This is a genomic window from Sinorhizobium kostiense, assembly GCF_017874595.1.
GTDB lineage: Bacteria > Pseudomonadota > Alphaproteobacteria > Rhizobiales > Rhizobiaceae > Sinorhizobium > Sinorhizobium kostiense.
Genome location: NZ_JAGILA010000001.1, coordinates 945,692 through 963,999, shown reverse-complemented (window position 1 = coordinate 963,999; position 18,308 = coordinate 945,692). Strand labels below are relative to the sequence as shown.

Below are 18,308 nucleotides of genomic sequence, written 5' to 3'. Positions count from 1 at the left end.
ATGACGGGTTGAAAGGTCCTCAACCGCCCGCCGCAGTCCGCGTGGAAGTCACGCGATCCTGCCTGTAGCCGAGCTTCTCGGAGAGTTCCGCCGCCGCATCGATCAGCACGCGCAGATAGGCGCTGCGATTGCGCAAACCGTCTTCCTTCGGTGCAACAAGGCAAAGGGTGGCAATACAGATGCCGTCCGCGTCGCAAACCGGCACGGCAAAACAATGGGTGAAGCTGTCGACGATGCTGTTGAAGGTGAAGTAGCCGTCCTTTTTCGCCTGACGAACCTGAGCAATGAACTCGGACGGATCAAGCCGCTTGCCGCTCGGCAGCACGAAATCCTCTTCCGGAATGAAGCTCAGTATCTCCTCGTCGCTCATATGGTCGACGAGCAGGCGACCGGAAGCGGTCCACGGAATGGCAACGGGCTCGCCTATATTGGTCGAGATGCGGAAAGGCCGGCTGCCCTCGTTCATCAGCACAACGGCGTATTTGTTGCCTTCGAGCTGGCACATCTGCGCGGTTTCGCGCGTCTCTTCCGCGACCCGCGCCAGCAAATGCTCGCATTCGCGGATGAGGTCGAAATTCTCGGCATAGGCCGAGCCGAGGAAATAGAGCTTACGCCCCAGGAAGACGCGCCCGTCATCGCCCCGATATTCGATTACGCCCTGGCGGAGGAGCAGATTGACCAGCTCATAGACCGACGAGCGCGGCGCCCCGATCCCCTGGGCGATCTCGTTCGGCCGGAGCGGCTGGCGCTTGAGGCGCAGATAGTCCAGGATTTCAAAGGCGCGATCGAGCCCCCTTGCCCTTCGATTGATCGTGTCTGCCTCATCCGCCATCGTGCATGCTCCGGTGAGGGCCTGCCCAGAAGCGGGCCCGGTCCACCTCATTTAGCCTTGTAGGCGACGCAGTCAACTTCGACCTTGCAGTCGACCATCATGCGCGACTGCACGCAGGCTCGGGCCGGCGGGTTCTTGCCGAAATATTCCGCATAGATGCCGTTGAAGGTCCAGAAGTCGCGCGGATCGTCGAGCCAGACGCCCACCCGCACGACATCCTCGATACCATAACCCGCCTCATCGAGAATGGCGATCATGTTCTCGATCGCCTTGCGGCTTTCCGAAATGATGCCGCCGCCGATGATCTCGCCTCCCTCCATGGCGACCTGGCCGGAAACATAGAGCCAGCCATTCGCTTCGACTGCGCGCGCAAATGGCAAGGCCTGTTTGCCGGCACCGGTTTCGCCCGTTCCATAACGCTTGATCGTCACACGTCACTCCATTTCTTCATGTCAGTTGGTTGGTCAGTTGAAAGTCGAATTTTTCAGGAATTCCGCCAGACGCTCGGTCTTGGGTTTCAGGAACATCTCGCGCGGGTCCCCCTCCTCGCCGATCCGGCCCTGGTTCATGAAGATCACCCGCGACGACACCTCATAGGCAAATCGCATCTCGTGCGTGACGATCAGCATGCTCATGCCGTCGTCGGCGAGGCCCTTGATCACCTGCAGCACCTCGTTGACGAGTTCCGGGTCGAGCGCGGAGGTCACCTCGTCGAAGAGCATAAGCTTCGGGTTCATGGCGATGGCGCGGGCAATCGCAACGCGCTGCTGCTGGCCGCCGGAAAGCTGGCCGGGATAATGATCCTTGCGGGAAAGGAGACCGACCCGGTTCAGCCATTTCTCCGCGAGCGCGCTTGCCTCGTCGCGGCTCATCTTCTTCACCTTGACGAGACCGAGCATGACATTGCCGGCGGCCGTCATGTGCGGGAACAGGTTGAACTGCTGAAAGGCCATGCCGGTCAGCGCTCGCTGGCGGGCGATTTCCCGCTCCGGCTTGCGGCGGCGCACGCCCCCCACCGCCTCATAGCCGATTTCCTGTCCGTCGATCGAGATCGTGCCGCCCTGGAATTCCTCGAGCATATTGATGCAGCGAAGCATGGTCGTCTTGCCGGAGCCGCTGGAACCGATGATGCTGATCACCTCGCCCTGCCGCATGGAGCAATCGACACCCTTCAGGACTTCGACCGTGCCGTAGCGTTTGTGAAGGTCGCGGATTTCAAGAAGATTGGTCATCGGGGCCTCACGATGGAACGGCGGTTTTGCGCTCGACGTAACGGCCGAAGCGCTCGATGCCGTAATTGATGACGAAATAGAGGAAGCCTGCGAAGAAATAGAATTCGAGGCTCATGAAGGTGCGGGAAATCACTTCCTGCGTGCTCAGGAGCAGCTCTCCCACACCGATGATCGAAAGCAAGGTCGATGCCTTGACCATCTCGGCCGCTGTGTTCACCCAGGCGGGCAAGGCTTGGCGGAGCGCCTGCGGCCCCAGCACATAGGCGAAGGTTTGCGGGAAGGTCAGCCCGATCGCCTTGGCGGCCTCAGTCTGGCCCTTGGGGATCGACTGCAGCGCCCCGCGCACCAGTTCGCCGACATGCGAGCTGCAGAAGACCGCCAGCGCGAGAACGCCCGCCTGGAACGGCCCGAGGTCGACGCCGACAGTGCTCAAGACGTAATAGCTCGCAAGAACCAGCACGAGCACCGGCGTGCCGCGGATGAAATCCGTATAGCCGCGCACCAGCCATTTTAGCGGCCGCACGCCATAGGTGAGCGCCAGGCCGACCAGAACACCGAGCACCGTCCCAGCGGCAATCGAGAGCATCGAGATGGAGATCGAAATGCCAAGCCCCCTGACAAGCGGAATACGCGCCGCCCAGAGCTGGTCGAGAAAGGCAAAATCCATGGAGTTCACCTCGGCACGGCAAGGCGCCGCTCGACGGCGCGCATCAGCGCGGCGAGCAGCGAGCAGGTTGCGACATAGAGGCAGCTCGCGACAATCCAGGTCTCGATCACACGGAAGGTCTCGACATTGATCTTGCGCGCCTCGAAGGTGAGTTCCGGCACGGCAATCGCGGCGGCAAGCGAAGTATCCTTGAAAAGCGAGATCATGGTGCTGCCGAGCGATGGCAGGACATTGCGCAGCATCAGCGGAATGATGATCGAGGTGCGGATCTGCATCTCGGTCAAACCGATCGCCAGCCCCGCTTCGCGCTGCCCCGGGGGTACGGCGATCAGGCCGCCCCTGAAGACTTCGGCGAGATAGGCGCCGGAATAGACGGCGAGCGTCAGGACGAAGCTCTCGATCTTCCCGAGACGGACGCCGAGTTGCGGAAGCGCAAAGTAGCTGAAGAGCACGAGAACCAGGATCGGCGTGTTGCGGATGATCGTGACGTAGAGGCCGGCCGGTCTGCGCAGAACTTCACTCTTCGAAACGAGTCCGAAGGCGGTGACCAAACCGAGCACGCTTCCGGCGAGAATGGCGATCACCGCGAGGCCGAGGCTGAGCGCCAGTCCCTGGAGCAGAAGGTCGAACGAGCGCCAGACCGCCGCAAAATTCAATGTATAGCTCATGGTCGAAGCCAATCCGATGATGCAGCTGGCAGCCCCGCCCAACAGGCGGGGCTGCCAGACGACAGGGCTTACTTGTACTCGACCGGGAAGCCGATCTGCGGCGGGGTCAGGTCCTTGCCGAACCAGGTTTTGAATGATTTGGCATAGAAGTCGAACTCGACCCCCGTCATTGCTTCGTGCAGCGCCGTGTTGACGAAGTTCAGCCAATCCTGGTCGCCCCGCTTGACGCCGCAAGCGTAGGTCTGCGGGTTCCAGCCATAGCCCGCGTCCTTGTAGCGGTCCGGATTCTGCGTCATGTACCAGGCAAGCGACGACTGGTCGGTCGCTGCCGCATCGGCGCGGCCGGATTCGAGCGCCTGATAGATCAGATCTTGGGACTCGTACTGGTCGACGGTTGCTTCCGGCAGTGCGGCATGGACCATGTCCTCCGCATAAACGTTCTGCAGGACCGAAATGGTAACCGACGAGCCGCCGGCCTTGAGGGCCTCGTAGTCGGCATATTTGCCATCGGCCTTCAGCATCAGGCCGACGCCCTCGCGATAATATGGGATGGTGAAGGCGATCTGCTGAGCACGCTCGCCGGTCACTGTCATGAATTGGCAGGTGATATCCACCTTGCCCGTGGTGATGTTCGGGATGCGGGCGTCCGACGACTGGTTGACGAACTCGATCTTTTCCGGATCGCCGAACAGCGCCTTGGCGATGATCCGGCCCATGTCGACGTCGAAGCCCTGCAGCTTGTCTTCGGCGCTTTTGAAGTGCCACGGCGCGTTGGTGCTGCCGGTGCCGAGTATCAGGTGGCCGCGTGCCAGCACTTCGTCGAGTTTGCTCGCAGGCTGCTGCGCTTGCGCGGGCATGGCCAGCGCGGCAACCGCGAGGCTCGCGGCGATAGCGAATGTCTTCATCATCGGAGATCTCCCCATTCTGGTTCCCTGTGGTTATTGGTCCAATATAGTGGACATTCGTCCTGAATATCGGATTGACCTATCAAAGGCCTCGGTCCATAACTTGTCAAGCGGGATCGGCAAGATTCGCGTTCTTCGCTGGCTCAGGAAGGAGTGGAGGCCATGACTCTGCAGATCGAAACCCCCGCCGTACTCGTCGATCTCGACATAGCCCGGCGGAATGTCCGCGCCTTTCAGGCCTATGCCGACAAGCACGGGATCCGGGTGCGGCCGCATATCAAGACGCACAAGCTGCCGCAGATGGCCGAACTGCAACTCGAGGCGGGAGCAATCGGCATCACCTGCCAGAAGGTCTCTGAGGCGGAGGCCATGATCGACGGCAGCAATCGCATCAAGGACGTGCTCATCACCTACAATATCCTCGGAGCGGAAAAACTCGCGCGGCTCGAAAAGCTGAACGAGCGGGTGGTGCTCAGCGTCGTGGCCGACAACACGATCGTGATCGACGGCCTGTCCGCCCGCTTCGCCCATACGGAAAGACCGCTCACCGTACTCGTCGAATGCAACACCGGTGCGGATCGCTGTGGTGTCGCGACACCAGCCGAGGCAGCCGATCTAGCCCGCCGCGTCGTCGATGCTCCCGGATTGCGGTTTGGGGGCTTGATGACCTATCCGCCGGTCGGCGCCGCTGCGCGGGTGCAATCCTTCATGAGCGAGGCGAAGCGGCTGATCGAGGCGGACGGCCTTGAGGTGCCCTCGATTACGTCGGGCGGAACACCCAGCATGATGGAGGCGGCGGACGCACCCATCGCGACTGAGTACCGGCCGGGTACCTACATCTACAACGACCGCTCGCTTGTCGCCCGCGGCGTCGCCAGGTGGGATGACTGCGCGCTGACCGTCCTTGCCACCGTCGTTTCCGTCTCGGCGAAGAACAGGGCGATCATCGACGCCGGCAGCAAGGTGCTGACATCCGACCTTCTCGGCCTCGCCGGCTACGGACATGTGCTCGGGCGCGACGATATCCGCATCGACCAGCTTTCCGAGGAGCACGGCCGCCTCGTCTCGGATGAGGCGATCGACCTCGTCGTCGGCCAGCAGGTCCGCATCGTACCGAACCATGCTTGTGTGGTCACCAACATGGTTGATGCCGTGCATATACTGGAGGGTGGCACCCCGAGGGAGAAATGGGCCGTAGCGGCACGTGGCCGGGTTCTGTAGAGTTCTCACGTGCCCGCCGCCTGTTCAAGGCACAGTGCCCCGCCAACTGGAATATGTTAGCGCTGTTTCGAGGATCGTCGCCCTATCTGCCGGGTGACGCTCGCGAGGAGCGGAAACGAATTTCCAAAAATCCTGATAGGAGGACAGAGATTTTCGCAAACCGGCGCCGAGGCGTCACGGCTTTGCGTTGTATTAGTCTACTAAATTGATAGTTTATCCGGCAAACAACGGAGGTCGAGATGAGCTCGAACGGATTTGCCGGAATACTGAAATTGGCGCTTGTAATCGGAAGCATGCAGCTTGGCTCCATCGGCCTCGCGCAAGCGGATACGACGATACTCAACGTGTCCTATGATCCGACGCGGGAGCTCTACAAGGACTTCAACGCAGCCTTTGCCGAGAAATGGAAGACCGACACAGGGGAGACTGTGACGATCCAAACCTCCCATGGCGGATCGGGCAAGCAGGCCCGTTCCGTCATCGACGGGCTTGCGGCGGACGTCGTGACGCTCGCGCTCGAAGCCGATATCGACGCAATCGCCGCAGCGACCGGCAAGATCCCGGCCGGCTGGAAAACCCGCCTGGATAACAACAGCGCGCCCTATACCTCGACGATCGTCTTTCTGGTTCGCAAGGGCAACCCGAAGGGTATCAAGGACTGGGGCGATCTCATCCGCGACGACATCCAGGTTATCACGCCGAACCCTAAGACCTCCGGCGGCGCCCGCTGGAACTTCCTCGCAGCCTGGGCCTGGGCCCGCGACGCCAACAATGGCAATGAGGCCAAGGCGCAGGAATATGTGGGCGAGCTCTTCAAGCACGTTCCGGTGCTCGACACCGGCGCAAGAGGAGCGACGACCACCTTCGTTCAGCGCGGCCTTGGCGACGTGCTGCTCGCCTGGGAGAACGAGGCTTTTCTTTCTCTCGAGGAACTCGGCCCGGACAATTTCGACATCGTCACCCCCTCGATTTCGATCAAGGCCGAGCCGTCGGTCGCGCTGGTCGACGGCAATGTCGACGCCAAGGGTACGCGCAAGGTGGCGGATGCCTATCTCAACTATCTCTACAGCGATGCCGGGCAGAAGATCGTGGCCAAGCACTACTATCGCCCGTTCAAGCCGGACGCCGCCGATCCTGAGGACATCGCCCGCTTCGCCGATGTGAAGCTCGTCACGATCGACGACTTCGGTGGCTGGAAGGAAGCCCAGTCGAAATTCTTCGCCGACGGCGGGATCTTCGACCAGATCTACAAGCCGGGTCGATAACAAGCCATGGCACCTCGCGCACGCATACGCTGGCAGTCGCGGCAACCAAGCGTCATTCCGGGCTTCGGACTGGCGCTCGGCGTCACGCTGACCTGGCTCACACTCATCGTTCTTATTCCGATTTCCGGCCTGCTCTGGCGCTCCAGCGGTCTTGGATGGGCGAATTTCTTCGCGCTGGCTTTCGACGAACGCACCGTGAATGCGTTGGCCATCAGCTTCGGCACGGCTTTCGTCGCCGCGATCGTCAACCTTGTCTTCGGCGTCATTCTCGCCTGGGTGCTCGTGCGCTACCGGTTCCCGGGGAAGCGGGTGATCGATGCCATGGTGGACCTGCCCTTTGCGCTGCCGACCGCGGTCGCGGGCATCGCGCTCACGACGCTTTACGCGCCGAACGGCTGGATCGGCTCGCTGCTCGAGCCGCTCGGCATCAAGATCGCCTTCACGCCGGCCGGCATTGTCGTAGCCCTCGTCTTCGTCGGCCTCCCCTTTGTGGTCCGGACTGTGCAGCCGGTGATGGAGGAGATCGACAAGGAGGTCGAGGAAGCGGCCGCAACCCTCGGCGCCAATCGCCTCCAGACGATCACGCGGGTGCTGCTGCCGGGCCTGCTGCCCGCGGGGCTGACCGGCTTTGCGCTCGCCTTTGCCCGCGGCGTCGGCGAATACGGATCCGTCATCTTCATCGCCGGCAACCTCCCCTATGTGTCCGAGATCGCACCCTTGCTGATCGTCATCCGGCTGGAGGAGTTCAATTACGCCGCGGCAACCGCTATCGCCACGGTCATGTTGTTTCTCTCCTTCCTGATGCTTCTGGTCATCAACACCATCCAATCCTGGAGCAGACGGAGATACAGCAATGGCGCTTGACATCGGTCCGACGCCGACCTCGGCGCCTTCCACTCCCGTCGGGGCGGCAACCTCCGAGACGCGCCTCGCCCGGGCGACTCTCATTGCTCTCGCCCTCGGCTTCGTCGGTCTTTTCCTGCTCCTGCCTCTCGGCACCGTCTTCATCGAGGCGTTCCGAAAAGGCGCGGGCGAGTTCCTTGCCGCGCTCGGCGACCCCGAGACCTTTTCGGCCATCCTGCTGACGCTGACGGTCGCGGGGATCGCCGTTCCGCTCAACCTTGTCTTCGGCGTGGCCGCCGCCTGGGCGATCGCCAAATTCGAGTTCAAGGGCAAGGCCTTCCTGACGACGCTGATCGACCTGCCATTTTCGGTCTCACCCGTCATTTCGGGTCTCGTCTTCGTGCTGCTCTTCGGTGCCAACAGCGCTCTTGGCCCCATCCTCCAGAGCTACGGGGTCCAGATCCTCTTTGCGGTGCCCGGCCTTGTCCTCGCGACCGTCTTCGTGACCTTCCCCTTTGTCGCGCGCGAGTTGATCCCGCTGATGCAGGAACAGGGCACGAGCGATGAAGAAGCCGCACGGTCGCTCGGGGCCACCGGCTGGCAGACCTTCTGGCACGTGACGCTGCCGAACATCAAATGGGGCCTGCTCTACGGCGTGCTACTCTGCAATGCCCGCGCGATGGGCGAGTTCGGCGCCGTCTCCGTCGTCTCCGGCCATATCCGCGGTGAGACCAACACGATGCCGCTGCAGGTCGAGATCCTCTACAATGAGTACAACTTCGTTGCCGCCTTCGCGGTGGCGGCGCTCCTTGCGCTGCTGGCGCTGGCGACGCTCGTCCTGAAGACGGCTCTTGAACTTCGCTATAGCGACGAGATCGCTGCCAGCCGCAGGCATTGAAAGGATCCATGATCATGGAAGTCCGCGTCCAGAACATACGCAAGGAATTCGGCCGCTACCCGGCGCTCGAAGACGTCTCGCTCGACATTCGTTCCGGTGAGCTGGTCGCCCTGCTCGGCCCCTCCGGCTCGGGCAAGACGACGCTATTGAGGCTCATCGCCGGTCTCGAGAGCCCGACCGAAGGCACGATCTTCTTCGGCGACGAAGATGCCTCGAAAAAGAGCGTGCAGCAGCGCAATATCGGCTTCGTCTTCCAGCACTACGCGCTGTTCCGCCACATGACGGTGCTCGACAACGTCTCCTTCGGGCTCAACGTCAGGCCCGCCAACAGGAGGCCGCAGGCCGCCGAGATCCGGCGCCGGGCACTCGACCTCTTGGAACTGGTGCAGCTCTCAGGGCTGGAAAAGCGTTATCCCGCCCAGCTTTCCGGCGGGCAACGGCAGCGTGTGGCGCTCGCCCGCGCGATGGCGGTCGAGCCCAACGTGCTGCTGCTCGACGAGCCTTTCGGCGCGCTCGACGCGCAGGTGCGCAAAGAGCTTCGCAAATGGCTGCGCGAAATCCACGATCGCACTGGCCACACGACCGTCTTCGTCACCCACGACCAGGAGGAAGCGCTGGAACTCGCCGACCGCGTCGTGGTGATGAGCAAGGGGGCGATCGAACAGGTGGGCACGCCCGACGACATCTACGACCACCCGGTCTCTCCCTTCGTCTACGGCTTCATCGGCCAGTCGAACTGTCTCGACGTGACGCTCTCGAGGGGCGAGATCTGGTTCGAGGACCGCCCGATCGGCCTGCGCGCCGCGAGCGAGCCGGACGGGCCGGCGACCCTTTATTTCCGCCCGCATGATATCGAACTCGTCGATGGCTGCGGCTGCCTGGCCGGCCTCGTCACGGCGGGCCGACGCGTGGCAGGCACACGGCACCTGGAAGTCAGCCTTGGCAGGACGCAACCTCCGGTCGAGATAGAACTGCCTCCAGAGCGCGCCTCATCGACCGACCACAGCCGCGTTGCGTTCCGGCCGACCAGATGGAAACTCTACCGTGGGGCGGGCGACGTGGCTCGAGGATCGGTGCAGGCGCAATCGTCGGGGATCGAACTAGCGCCGACGGGTACCTGAAGGGCTGCGCCTGCAGACGAGCATCTTGCTCTCCCCCGTCATTCGTCACCCTCAAACGACAGCCGGTGCTACAGCCACGACGCGGGCGATTTCGGCAGCCGGCCCTCGGGGTCGATGACATCCAGCCTCGGTCCATTCTTGCCGTTCCAGCGCCAGAGTGCGACGCAGGTGCCACCCGGCGACATGAAGGAGGGGTAGATCACGCCGTGGAACTTGCGAGCGATGAGGTCGGCGTGCACCTTGTGCGTCGTTGGCACCTCGCCCCGATCGAGCTCATGACGCCATTCGCAGCGGTGAATGCACTCCTCAAGCCCCAGTTCGGCGAGCACGCCGGCGTCGGTCAGGTCCGCAAGCTTCGCGTCCCGCAGTTCGAGCCTCACGATGAGCGCCGGGTGCTGGACGAAGCCCTGGTTGTATTCCGCCCAGGCGGTCGAAAGCTCACGCGCGGCATAGATCGTCGGCGTACCGGCGGGATTCCATCGGCCGCCGAAGCGCGCGGCACCGTCGCCGGAGAGCGGCATATGCGCCCATCGTGGCACGAAGGCCCGCCAGAGCTCCATCGGCTCGCCCGGCGTTGGCTCTGAATTGGAGCGGGATGCGTGCGGAATACCGCTTACCCTTGCCATCCCGCTCTAGGCGTAGACGCCGGCGCGAACGGACTCGAGATAGGCAAGCACCTTGTCGGCCTTGCCCTCGCCGACCAGATCATAGGCGGTTTTACCGGCCCAGCCGGGAATCGGCTGGTGCTTGAACCAGATGACGGCGCGGGCTTCGTCGCCGGCCATCTCGGAAGCCATCGCAAGAATGCGGACGACGCTGCTTAGCGCATTGTCGACCTTGCGCGCGCCGGACTTGGCCGTCAGCGTATTACGCGCGACGCCGATCAGCTTGGCGAGTTCCGCAAGCGTCACACCCAGCCGGTCGGCGACGAGGCGCGCCGAGAGGTACGGGGAATGGCCTTCGCCGAACCGCGCTGCGGGAATCTCGAAATCGACAGCCATCATGAGCACAACTCGGACATGGTTTGATCGGATGGCTATTAAAATAAGATCAAACCCTGCCCATTTCAAGCAGCAATCAGGCGCGCCAGGACGGTTCGCGGCGTTCGAAGAAGGCGGAGACGCCTTCGCGGGCTTCCTCCGTCTCCCAGGTGTCGGCAAGCTGCTCGATGGTTGCGGCAATGACGGCATCGGTGATGGGGGCACCGAGCGAGCGGGCCAGCCGCTTGGCCCGACCGGCGGCGCCAGGGGCGGCGGCGAAATAGGTGGCCACCTCCGCATCGATGGCAGCGTCCACCTTATCGGCGGCGACGACTGCCGTCACCAACCCCAGGGCCTTCGCCTCACACACGTCGAAAAGCCGCGCCGACATGAAGAGTGGCCGCGCCCTGCCCTCGCCGATGCGGGCAACGACGTAAGGACTGATGGTGGCCGGGATCAGCCCCAGCCGTGTTTCCGTCAAGCCGAACTTCACTCCCTCCGATGCGATCACAGCGTCGCAGACGCTGATCAGCCCGACGCCGCCGCCGAAGACATTGCCATGGACACGCGCGACCAGCGGTTTCGGCATTTCATTCAGCGCCTTGAACATCAGGGCCAGCCGCGTTGCCTCGGCGATCCGTGCTTGCCTGTCGCCGCTGAACTGCTCGCGCATCCACGCGAGATCACCGCCGGCGCAGAAGCTCTTCCCTTCGGCATCGAGAACGACCGCCCGCACCCTCTGATCGGAGCCCAGCCGAGCCGCGGCATCGGTGAGTTCGTGGATCATCGTGGCGGAAAGAGCGTTGTGCCTTTCCGGACGGGTAAGCGTCAGCCGGGCGACACCGCGTGCGTCGACGGCATGGCGAATCGTGTCGTATGTCATCCCGCCCTCCTCAAGGACCGGGCGAAGGCTGCAGCACGCTCGAGTTTATCCTCGTCGAGCCCGGTTACAAATCCGCTTTCCCGCAGAAAGGCGTTTACCGCGACCGTATCGACATTGCCGGCCGCTCCCGGCGCATAGGGGCAGCCGCCGAGGCCGCCCACGGATGAATCGAATGCGCGCAGCCCGCGTTCGAGCGCGACAGCGATATTGTCGAGTGCCCGGCCCGACGTATCATGGAAGTGTCCGGCAAGCTTCGTTGCGGCGATATCGCCGAGCACTGCCGCGAGCATCGCGTCCACGGCCTCCGGCGTGCCGCGTCCGATCGTGTCGCCAAGGCTGATCTCGTAGCAGCCGAGATCGGCGAGAAGCCGCGCGACGCGTGCGGTGGCCTGCGGCGCAATAACTCCGTCATAGGGGCATTCGACGACGCAGCTCACATAGCCGCGCAGCGGTACGCGGCGGTTGTGGGCCGCCTCGGCGACGGGTCGAAACCGCTCGATACTCTCGGCGATCGAACAATTGATGTTCTTTTGGGAGAAGCTTTCGGAAGCGGAGGCGAAAATCGCTACCTCGTCGGCCCCAGCAGCAATCGCCGCTTCAAAGCCACGCATATTGGGGGTCAACGCAGCGTAGCGCGTGCCGAAATGCCGTGCGATGCCCGCCATCACTGCCGGTGCATCGGCCATTTGCGGCACCCAGCGGGGGCTGACGAAGCTCGTTACCTCGATCCGCTCGTAACCGCAATCGGAAAGCAGATCAACGAGCCTGATCTTGTCGGCCGTATCCACTAATCGAGCCTCATTCTGAAGTCCGTCCCGCGGCGCTACTTCGACGATCGTGACCCTGTCGAACTCCTCCGAAGTCATTGTGCGGCCTCCTCGTGCAGCGTGACCAGCACCGTGCCTTCACTGACTTGCGCGCCCTCGGTCACATGCACGTTCGCAATCCTGCCTTCGCGCATGGCGGAGAGGGTCAGTTCCATTTTCATCGCTTCCATGACGACGAGCGGTTGGCCTTTGGCGACGGCTTCGCCAGCGCCGACGCGCACGAGCTTGATGAGCCCCGGCATCGGCGCGATAATCTCGTCATCCGCCGCCTCTCCGCTGTGCTCGCCGGCAAACGGGTCGGGGAGATGGAACAAAAGAGTCCGGCCGTCCAGGAACAAGGTCAAAGCCTCGCCCTGCCGAACGTAGCGAAGGGCCCGCCGCCGCCCGGCGACCTCGAGCCTTGCCCCATCTTCGAAGCGCTCCAATACCAGAACGGGAAGTGTGCTTGCGCCCGCATGAACGGCGAACTGGTCGCGCCCTCGCGCTTTCAGCGTCACCACGGAGCGTCCGCCTGCATGATCGACCGTGACCGTCCGGTCGGGGTCGCCCCAGATTTGCCAATGGCCGAGCGAGGCCCATGGATCCTTCGATGCCACCGGCTGAAGGAGCCCTGTCGATACGATCGCCGCCAGCGCCAGCGCATCGTCGCCGGGAATGGCCGGCGCCGCCAACTGTTCGATCTGGCGGTCGATGAGTCCGGTATCCGGCCTGCCGGAGCGGAAATCATGCTCCCCCGTCAATCGGACGAGGAAATCGAGATTGGTCGCTATGCCCCCGATACGGCACGCCATAAGCGATTGCTGCAGACGGGCGAGCGCCGCCGACCGACTGGCTGCACGGACGATCAGTTTGGCAATCAGCGGGTCGTAGTAGGGCGTTATCATATCGCCCTGTCGCACCCCGGAATCGATCCGCACATCTTCGTCCGGAAAGCTCAGGTGGTTGAGTTGTCCGGTCGCGGGCAGAAATCCCTTGGCGGGATCTTCCGCGTAGATCCGCGCCTCGAACGACCAGCCGTTTATGCCGATTTCGCTTTGTCTTTTCGGCAAAGGCTCGCCGGCGGCGACGCGCAACTGCCATTCAACGAGATCAAGGCCGGTCACCGCCTCCGTCACGGGATGCTCAACCTGCAGCCGCGTATTCATCTCCATGAAATAGAACCGGTTCGGCCAGAGCCCATCCGTCACGTCTGCAATGAATTCGACCGTGCCGGCGCCGACATAGCCGATCGCCTGCGCCGCCCTCACCGCCGCCTCACCCATGGCGCGGCGCACCTCGGCGGTCATGCCCGGCGCCGGGGCCTCCTCGATGACCTTCTGGTGGCGGCGCTGCAGCGAGCAATCGCGTTCGAAGAGATGCACGACATTGCCGTGACGATCGCCGAAGACCTGGACCTCGATATGGCGCGGCCGCGTGAGATACCTCTCGATCAGCACCGCCCCGTCGCCGAAAGCTGCCTGCGCTTCACGCCGCGCCGCCTCGAGCGCCTGGGCGAAATCCTCCTGCCTATCGACGCGACGCATGCCCTTGCCGCCCCCGCCGGCGCGCGCCTTGATCAGAACCGGATAACCGACGTCGGCGGCCCGTGCCGCGAGGAAGTCCGCCTCCTGCACCTCGCCATGATAGCCGGGCACGACCGGAACGCCAGCCCGCTCCATCAGTGCCTTGGCGGCGTCCTTCAAACCCATGGCTCGGATCGCGTCCGCCGACGGTCCGACGAAGACCATACCGCCGGCCCTCACGGCCTCGGCAAAGTCGGCGTTCTCCGAGAGGAAACCGTAGCCGGGATGGATGGCGTCCGCACCGACACTCTTCGCCGCCGCGATGATCCGCTCGATCGAGAGGTAGCTCTCCGCCGCCGGCGCCGGTCCGATTCGGATTGCCTCGTCGGCGAGCGCCACGTGCAGCGCCTCGTCATCCGCATCGGAATAGACCGCGACCGTGCCGATGCCGAACCGGTGGGCGGCGCGGATTACGCGGCAGGCGATTTCGCCGCGATTGGCAATCAGGAGCTTCGAAAACATGCGCCTCTCTTCCGCTTCACTCGGCAGCCAACCCTTCTCCTTCGGATGAGCTTCATCCAAAGCCCTCATTCTTGCCGGTTCACATCCTGAACAAACCGAACCGCGTCTCCTCGGTCGGCGCATTGAGTGTGGCCGAGAGCGATAGTGCCAGCACCTCGCGGCTTTTGCGCGGGTCGATGACGCCGTCGTCCCAAAGGCGTGCCGAAGCGTAGAGCGGGTGGCTCTGCCGCTCGAAAAGGTCGAGCACGGGCTTGCGAAATCGTGCCTCCTCCTCTTCGCTCCAGGGCGTGCCAGCCCGCCTCAATGCCTCGCCGCGCACGGTAGAGAGGACGCCGGCCGCCTGCTCGCCGCCCATGACCGAGATGCGGCTGTTCGGCCATGTCCAGAGAAAACGCGGCGAGAAAGCCCGCCCGCACATGCCGTAATTGCCGGCGCCGAAGGAGCCGCCGACAAGGAGAGTGATCTTCGGCACCTTTACCGTCGCGACTGCCGTCACCAGCTTGGCGCCGTGCTTGGCGATGCCCTCGGTCTCGTATTTGCGCCCAACCATGAACCCGGTGATGTTTTGCAGGAATACGAGCGGAATCCCGCGTTGGGCGCAGAGTTCGATGAAATGCGCGCCTTTAAGCGCCGACTCGGAGAACAGAACGCCATTGTTGGCGACGAGGCCTACGGGCATGCCGTGGACATGAGCGAAGCCGCAGACGAGCGTGGTGCCGAAGCGCGCCTTGAACTCGTCGAAGCGCGAGCCGTCGACGATACGGGCGATGACCTCGCGGATTTCATAGGGCGTCCTGAGATCGGCCGGAACGATACCGGAGATTTCATCCGGATCGTAGAGAGGCGGCTCCGGCTCCCGCAGGTCCACCGAGGACGGCTTCTCGCGGTTCAGGGTCGAGACCACCCGGCGGGCGAGCGCCAGCGCATGCGCGTCGTCCCGCGCGAGATGGTCGGCGACGCCCGAGAGGCGCGTATGCACGTCGGCGCCGCCGAGATCCTCGGCCGAAACGACCTCGCCCGTCGCCGCGCGCACGAGCGGCGGGCCGCCGAGAAAAATGGTGCCTTGGCCTTCGACAATGATCGTCTCGTCGGACATGGCGGGCACATAGGCACCGCCTGCCGTGCAGGACCCCATGACCACCGCGATCTGGGGAATGCCCGCCGCCGACATGTTCGCCTGGTTGTAGAAGATGCGGCCGAAGTGATCGCGGTCCGGAAAGACCTCGTCCTGGTTCGGCAGGTTCGCACCGCCGGAATCGACAAGATAGACACATGGCAGCCGGTTCTCGGCGGCAATCTCCTGTGCCCTCAAATGCTTCTTGACCGTCATGGGATAGTAGGTGCCGCCCTTGACGGTCGGATCGTTGCAAACGACCATGCATTCGCGGCCGGAAATGCGGCCGATGCCGGCGATCAGGCCCGCTGCCGGCGCATCGTCATTATAGAGGCCGTGCCCGGCCGTGGCGCCGATTTCGAGGAAGGGCGTGCCCGGATCGATGAGGTTCGCAACCCGATCCCGCGGCAGGAGCTTGCCTCGACTGACGTGACGATCGCGCGCCTGTTCCCCGCCTCCGGCGGCGGCCACCCTCACCGCCTCCTCGATCGTCGAGATCGCCTGCGCCATCGCGGCACGGTTCGCCTTGAACTCCTCCGAGGACGGCGAAATGTGCGATCGCAAAACCGTCATGGTCCCCCCAGCCCTTTATCCACCCGCTACGCACTCCTCTACTTCGTCTCGGAAAAGAGCTCCCGGCCGATCAGCATCCGCCGGATCTCGCTCGTGCCGGCGCCGATCTCGTAGAGCTTGGCGTCACGGAGCAGCCGGCCGGCCGGATAATCGTTGGTATAGCCGTTGCCGCCGAGCGCCTGGATCGCCTCCAGCGCCATCGCGGTCGCCCCCTCGGCAGCGTAGAGGATGCAGCCGGCGGCGTCTTTGCGCGCCGTCTCGCCGCGGTCGCACGCAGCCGCCACGGCATAGACATAGGCGCGAGCGGCATTCATCGTCACATACATGTCGGCGAGCTTGCCCTGCATCAATTGGAATTCGCCGATCGGCTGGCCGAACTGCTTGCGCTCATGGAGATAGGGGACGACCACATCGAGGCAAGCCGCCATGATGCCAAGCGGGCCGGCCGAAAGCACAACCCGCTCGTAATCAAGACCGGACATCAGCACATTGACGCCCTCTCCAACCTTGCCGAGCACGTTCTCTTCGGGAACCTCGCAGTCCTTGAAGATCAGTTCCGAGGTGTTGGACCCGCGCATGCCAAGCTTGTCGAGTTTCCGGCCGGGCGAGAAGCCGGGGAAGCTCCTCTCGACGAGGAAGGCAGTGATGCCGCGCGGACCGGCGGCCGGGTCGGTCTTCGCATAGACGACCAGAACATCGGCGTCTGGTCCGTTGGTGATCCACATCTTGTTGCCGTTCAGCAGATAGCGCTCGCCGCGTTTCTCGGCCCGCAGCGTCATCGAGACGACGTCCGAGCCGGCACCGGGCTCCGACATCGCGAGCGCCCCAACATGCTCGCCGGAAATCAGCCTCGGCAGATATTTCGACTTCTGCGCCGCATTGCCGTTGCGGTTGATCTGGTTGACGCAGAGATTGGAATGAGCACCATAGCTGAGCCCCACCGAAGCGGAGGCGCGGCTGATCTCCTCCATCGCTACGCAATGCGCGAGGTAGCCGAGCCCGGCGCCGCCATAGTCCTCGCCGGCCGTGATCCCGAGCAGCCCAAGCTCACCCATTTCCCGCCAGAGCGGGGCCGGAAAGGCGTTGTTGCGGTCCGCCTCGTCGGCGAGCGGCGCAATGCGATCGACCGCGAAGCGGCGCACGCTCCCGCGCAACGCCTCGACGTCCTCGCCGAGCGCGAAGTTCATTCCACCTTGAAACATCCCGTCCTCCTCCATTGGCCGGCCGACGATCTCGTCATCGTCGGTCAGCCGAACCGTGCGGCAATCCAGAGTGCTCCACCGCATGATACCGCCGCACGGCTTTATCGCGAACGATAACATTGCCGCCGGCTAATTTCCTTCCAAAGAGCCGGCCGCCCAAGCACGATCTCCAAAGTTGAAACGGATGCGAGTGACAGAACGATGCGCGAAAACCGCACCCGACGCGAATCACAAGCGGACAACCATCCCTTGCGCGGGCAGCGACCCAAAGGGCAGAGCCCTTCGGCGAGGGCAGCTGTGGACGCTTGGTGCAAAACACTGGCCAATAGGGAGGAAAAAGCACATTCCACCGCCGAAATGGCTCGCAAAGATTGCATCGCTTCCGATGTTCAAGCACACTTCGAACGCGCGTCGCATCCAACGTATTCGTGCAGCGCGCTTTCGGTTCTTGTTTTCGTGCATGTCGCTGTCCCAAAACCGCTTCGCATTTTGGCGACTTGCATTGGGCAAGCAACCGAGTGTGGAACCCGAGTTCGCAAGGAGAATAGCAGATGAAGAAGGATCCCAATCCGATCGACGTCTTCGTCGGTTCGCGTGTGCGAATGCGCAGGCTGATGATCGGACTGAGCCAGGAGAAGCTTGCCGATGGCCTGGGTATAACCTTCCAGCAGGTGCAGAAATACGAGAAGGGCACGAATCGAATTGGCGCAAGCCGGCTGCAGGCGATCGCCGACATTCTTGGCGTTCACCCGAGCTTCTTCTTCCAGGAGGAAGACAAGGCCGAGCTGCGCGAGGCCGCAGCAGATATCCACGAGTCGCAGGAGATTTCATCTTTCGTCGCCTCGAAGGAAGGCATTGCCCTCAATAGGGCTTTCCTGAAGATCGCCGATCCGCTCTTGCGCAAGAGGATCATATCGCTCGTCGCCGCCATGGCGCGCACGCCGGAATCGGAACAGGCGATACCATCCGAAACCCATCATGCCGAGTCACTGAATGGCTGACGTGGCCGATCGTGCCGCTGCAGGCGGTTGATGCCGCGTGAAGCCGCAGCCC

19 protein-coding genes are annotated in these 18,308 nt (G+C 63.2%); 6 read left to right on the top strand and 13 right to left on the bottom strand.

Going from position 1 to position 18,308, the window contains the following annotated elements; all coding sequences use genetic code 11:
- Nucleotides 1–19 precede the first annotated feature (19 nt).
- From J2Z31_RS04340 to J2Z31_RS04315, 6 genes are all read right to left on the bottom strand, one after another.
- Entirely contained in the window at nt 20–832 is an 813-nt protein-coding gene (locus J2Z31_RS04340) for an IclR family transcriptional regulator (protein WP_209600634.1), read from the bottom strand.
- A 47-nt stretch (nt 833–879) separates the two neighbouring features.
- Nucleotides 880–1,263, bottom strand: a complete 384-nt coding sequence (locus J2Z31_RS04335) for a RidA family protein (protein WP_209600633.1) — start codon at nt 1,261–1,263, stop codon at nt 880–882.
- A 33-nt stretch (nt 1,264–1,296) separates the two neighbouring features.
- A complete protein-coding gene (locus J2Z31_RS04330; protein WP_209600632.1) occupies nt 1,297–2,064 on the bottom strand; it encodes an amino acid ABC transporter ATP-binding protein in 768 nt (255 codons plus the stop codon).
- A 7-nt stretch (nt 2,065–2,071) separates the two neighbouring features.
- A complete protein-coding gene (locus J2Z31_RS04325; RefSeq protein ID WP_209600631.1) occupies nt 2,072–2,731 on the bottom strand; it encodes an amino acid ABC transporter permease in 660 nt (219 codons plus the stop codon).
- 5 nt (nt 2,732–2,736) lie between these two features.
- Complete coding sequence (locus J2Z31_RS04320) at nt 2,737–3,399, bottom strand: amino acid ABC transporter permease (RefSeq protein ID WP_209600630.1); 663 nt, start codon at nt 3,397–3,399, stop codon at nt 2,737–2,739.
- 68 nt (nt 3,400–3,467) lie between these two features.
- Nucleotides 3,468–4,307, bottom strand: a complete 840-nt coding sequence (locus J2Z31_RS04315; protein ID WP_209600629.1) for a transporter substrate-binding domain-containing protein — start codon at nt 4,305–4,307, stop codon at nt 3,468–3,470.
- A gap of 159 nt (nt 4,308–4,466) precedes the next feature.
- On the opposite strand from J2Z31_RS04315, the gene J2Z31_RS04310 reads away from it, so the two are divergent.
- From J2Z31_RS04310 to J2Z31_RS04290, 5 genes are all read left to right on the top strand, one after another.
- Complete coding sequence (locus tag J2Z31_RS04310; protein WP_209600628.1) at nt 4,467–5,525, top strand: D-TA family PLP-dependent enzyme; 1,059 nt, start codon at nt 4,467–4,469, stop codon at nt 5,523–5,525.
- Nucleotides 5,526–5,764: 239 nt separating this feature from the next.
- Nucleotides 5,765–6,790, top strand: a complete 1,026-nt coding sequence (locus J2Z31_RS04305; protein WP_209600627.1) for a sulfate ABC transporter substrate-binding protein — start codon at nt 5,765–5,767, stop codon at nt 6,788–6,790.
- 6 nt (nt 6,791–6,796) lie between these two features.
- A complete protein-coding gene (gene cysT / locus J2Z31_RS04300; RefSeq protein ID WP_209600626.1) occupies nt 6,797–7,654 on the top strand; it encodes a sulfate ABC transporter permease subunit CysT in 858 nt (285 codons plus the stop codon).
- On the top strand, nt 7,644–8,531 hold the full coding sequence (gene cysW, locus J2Z31_RS04295) for a sulfate ABC transporter permease subunit CysW (RefSeq protein WP_209600625.1): 888 nt from the start codon (nt 7,644–7,646) through the stop codon (nt 8,529–8,531). Before cysT ends, cysW begins: the two co-directional genes overlap by 11 nt.
- Before the next feature lie 14 nt (nt 8,532–8,545).
- Entirely contained in the window at nt 8,546–9,652 is a 1,107-nt protein-coding gene (locus tag J2Z31_RS04290) for a sulfate/molybdate ABC transporter ATP-binding protein (protein WP_209601062.1), read from the top strand.
- 68 nt (nt 9,653–9,720) lie between these two features.
- Here J2Z31_RS04290 and J2Z31_RS04285 read toward each other — a convergent pair whose 3' ends face one another.
- The 7 genes from J2Z31_RS04285 to J2Z31_RS04255 all read right to left on the bottom strand — a co-directional run bounded on the left by J2Z31_RS04285 (nt 9,721) and on the right by J2Z31_RS04255 (nt 17,255).
- The gene (locus J2Z31_RS04285) at nt 9,721–10,212 is read right to left on the bottom strand and encodes an RES family NAD+ phosphorylase (protein WP_209600624.1); all 492 of its coding nucleotides are present in this window, start codon (nt 10,210–10,212) and stop codon (nt 9,721–9,723) included.
- A 72-nt stretch (nt 10,213–10,284) separates the two neighbouring features.
- Entirely contained in the window at nt 10,285–10,656 is a 372-nt protein-coding gene (locus J2Z31_RS04280) for an antitoxin Xre/MbcA/ParS toxin-binding domain-containing protein (protein WP_209600623.1), read from the bottom strand.
- 73 nt (nt 10,657–10,729) lie between these two features.
- Nucleotides 10,730–11,515, bottom strand: a complete 786-nt coding sequence (locus J2Z31_RS04275; RefSeq protein WP_209600622.1) for a crotonase/enoyl-CoA hydratase family protein — start codon at nt 11,513–11,515, stop codon at nt 10,730–10,732.
- Nucleotides 11,512–12,381 (bottom strand): hydroxymethylglutaryl-CoA lyase, encoded by an 870-nt coding sequence (locus J2Z31_RS04270; RefSeq protein WP_209600621.1) that lies wholly within the window; start codon nt 12,379–12,381, stop codon nt 11,512–11,514. The genes J2Z31_RS04275 and J2Z31_RS04270 overlap by 4 nt, the downstream gene beginning before the upstream one ends.
- Nucleotides 12,378–14,366 carry an acetyl/propionyl/methylcrotonyl-CoA carboxylase subunit alpha gene (locus J2Z31_RS04265; RefSeq protein WP_209600620.1) on the bottom strand — a complete coding sequence of 663 codons (1,989 nt, stop codon included), beginning with the start codon at nt 14,364–14,366 and terminating at the stop codon, nt 12,378–12,380. The genes J2Z31_RS04270 and J2Z31_RS04265 overlap by 4 nt, the downstream gene beginning before the upstream one ends.
- A gap of 79 nt (nt 14,367–14,445) precedes the next feature.
- Entirely contained in the window at nt 14,446–16,053 is a 1,608-nt protein-coding gene (locus J2Z31_RS04260; RefSeq protein ID WP_209600619.1) for a carboxyl transferase domain-containing protein, read from the bottom strand.
- Nucleotides 16,054–16,091: 38 nt separating this feature from the next.
- Nucleotides 16,092–17,255, bottom strand: coding sequence for an isovaleryl-CoA dehydrogenase (locus tag J2Z31_RS04255; protein WP_209601061.1), 1,164 nt, complete (start codon nt 17,253–17,255; stop codon nt 16,092–16,094).
- A 551-nt stretch (nt 17,256–17,806) separates the two neighbouring features.
- Between J2Z31_RS04255 and J2Z31_RS04250 the strand changes: the two genes are divergently transcribed.
- Entirely contained in the window at nt 17,807–18,256 is a 450-nt protein-coding gene (locus tag J2Z31_RS04250) for a helix-turn-helix domain-containing protein (RefSeq protein WP_209600618.1), read from the top strand.
- The last annotated feature ends 52 nt before the right edge of the window (nt 18,257–18,308 follow it).

Bases quoted from the DNA above. Each gene is read 5' to 3' on its own strand.
- J2Z31_RS04340 (WP_209600634.1), bottom strand. From the start codon at position 832: ATGGCGGATGAGGCAGACACGATCAATCGAAGGGCAAGGGGGCTCGAT.
- J2Z31_RS04330 (WP_209600632.1), bottom strand. From the start codon at position 2,064: ATGACCAATCTTCTTGAAATCCGCGACCTTCACAAACGCTACGGCACG.
- J2Z31_RS04325 (WP_209600631.1), bottom strand. From the start codon at position 2,731: ATGGATTTTGCCTTTCTCGACCAGCTCTGGGCGGCGCGTATTCCGCTT.
- J2Z31_RS04320 (WP_209600630.1), bottom strand. From the start codon at position 3,399: ATGAGCTATACATTGAATTTTGCGGCGGTCTGGCGCTCGTTCGACCTT.
- J2Z31_RS04315 (WP_209600629.1), bottom strand. From the start codon at position 4,307: ATGATGAAGACATTCGCTATCGCCGCGAGCCTCGCGGTTGCCGCGCTG.
- J2Z31_RS04310 (WP_209600628.1), top strand. From the start codon at position 4,467: ATGACTCTGCAGATCGAAACCCCCGCCGTACTCGTCGATCTCGACATA.
- J2Z31_RS04305 (WP_209600627.1), top strand. From the start codon at position 5,765: ATGAGCTCGAACGGATTTGCCGGAATACTGAAATTGGCGCTTGTAATC.
- cysT (WP_209600626.1), top strand. From the start codon at position 6,797: ATGGCACCTCGCGCACGCATACGCTGGCAGTCGCGGCAACCAAGCGTC.
- cysW (WP_209600625.1), top strand. From the start codon at position 7,644: ATGGCGCTTGACATCGGTCCGACGCCGACCTCGGCGCCTTCCACTCCC.
- J2Z31_RS04290 (WP_209601062.1), top strand. From the start codon at position 8,546: ATGGAAGTCCGCGTCCAGAACATACGCAAGGAATTCGGCCGCTACCCG.
- J2Z31_RS04285 (WP_209600624.1), bottom strand. From the start codon at position 10,212: ATGGAGCTCTGGCGGGCCTTCGTGCCACGATGGGCGCATATGCCGCTC.
- J2Z31_RS04280 (WP_209600623.1), bottom strand. From the start codon at position 10,656: ATGATGGCTGTCGATTTCGAGATTCCCGCAGCGCGGTTCGGCGAAGGC.
- J2Z31_RS04275 (WP_209600622.1), bottom strand. From the start codon at position 11,515: ATGACATACGACACGATTCGCCATGCCGTCGACGCACGCGGTGTCGCC.
- J2Z31_RS04270 (WP_209600621.1), bottom strand. From the start codon at position 12,381: ATGACTTCGGAGGAGTTCGACAGGGTCACGATCGTCGAAGTAGCGCCG.
- J2Z31_RS04265 (WP_209600620.1), bottom strand. From the start codon at position 14,366: ATGTTTTCGAAGCTCCTGATTGCCAATCGCGGCGAAATCGCCTGCCGC.
- J2Z31_RS04260 (WP_209600619.1), bottom strand. From the start codon at position 16,053: ATGACGGTTTTGCGATCGCACATTTCGCCGTCCTCGGAGGAGTTCAAG.
- J2Z31_RS04255 (WP_209601061.1), bottom strand. From the start codon at position 17,255: ATGTTTCAAGGTGGAATGAACTTCGCGCTCGGCGAGGACGTCGAGGCG.
- J2Z31_RS04250 (WP_209600618.1), top strand. From the start codon at position 17,807: ATGAAGAAGGATCCCAATCCGATCGACGTCTTCGTCGGTTCGCGTGTG.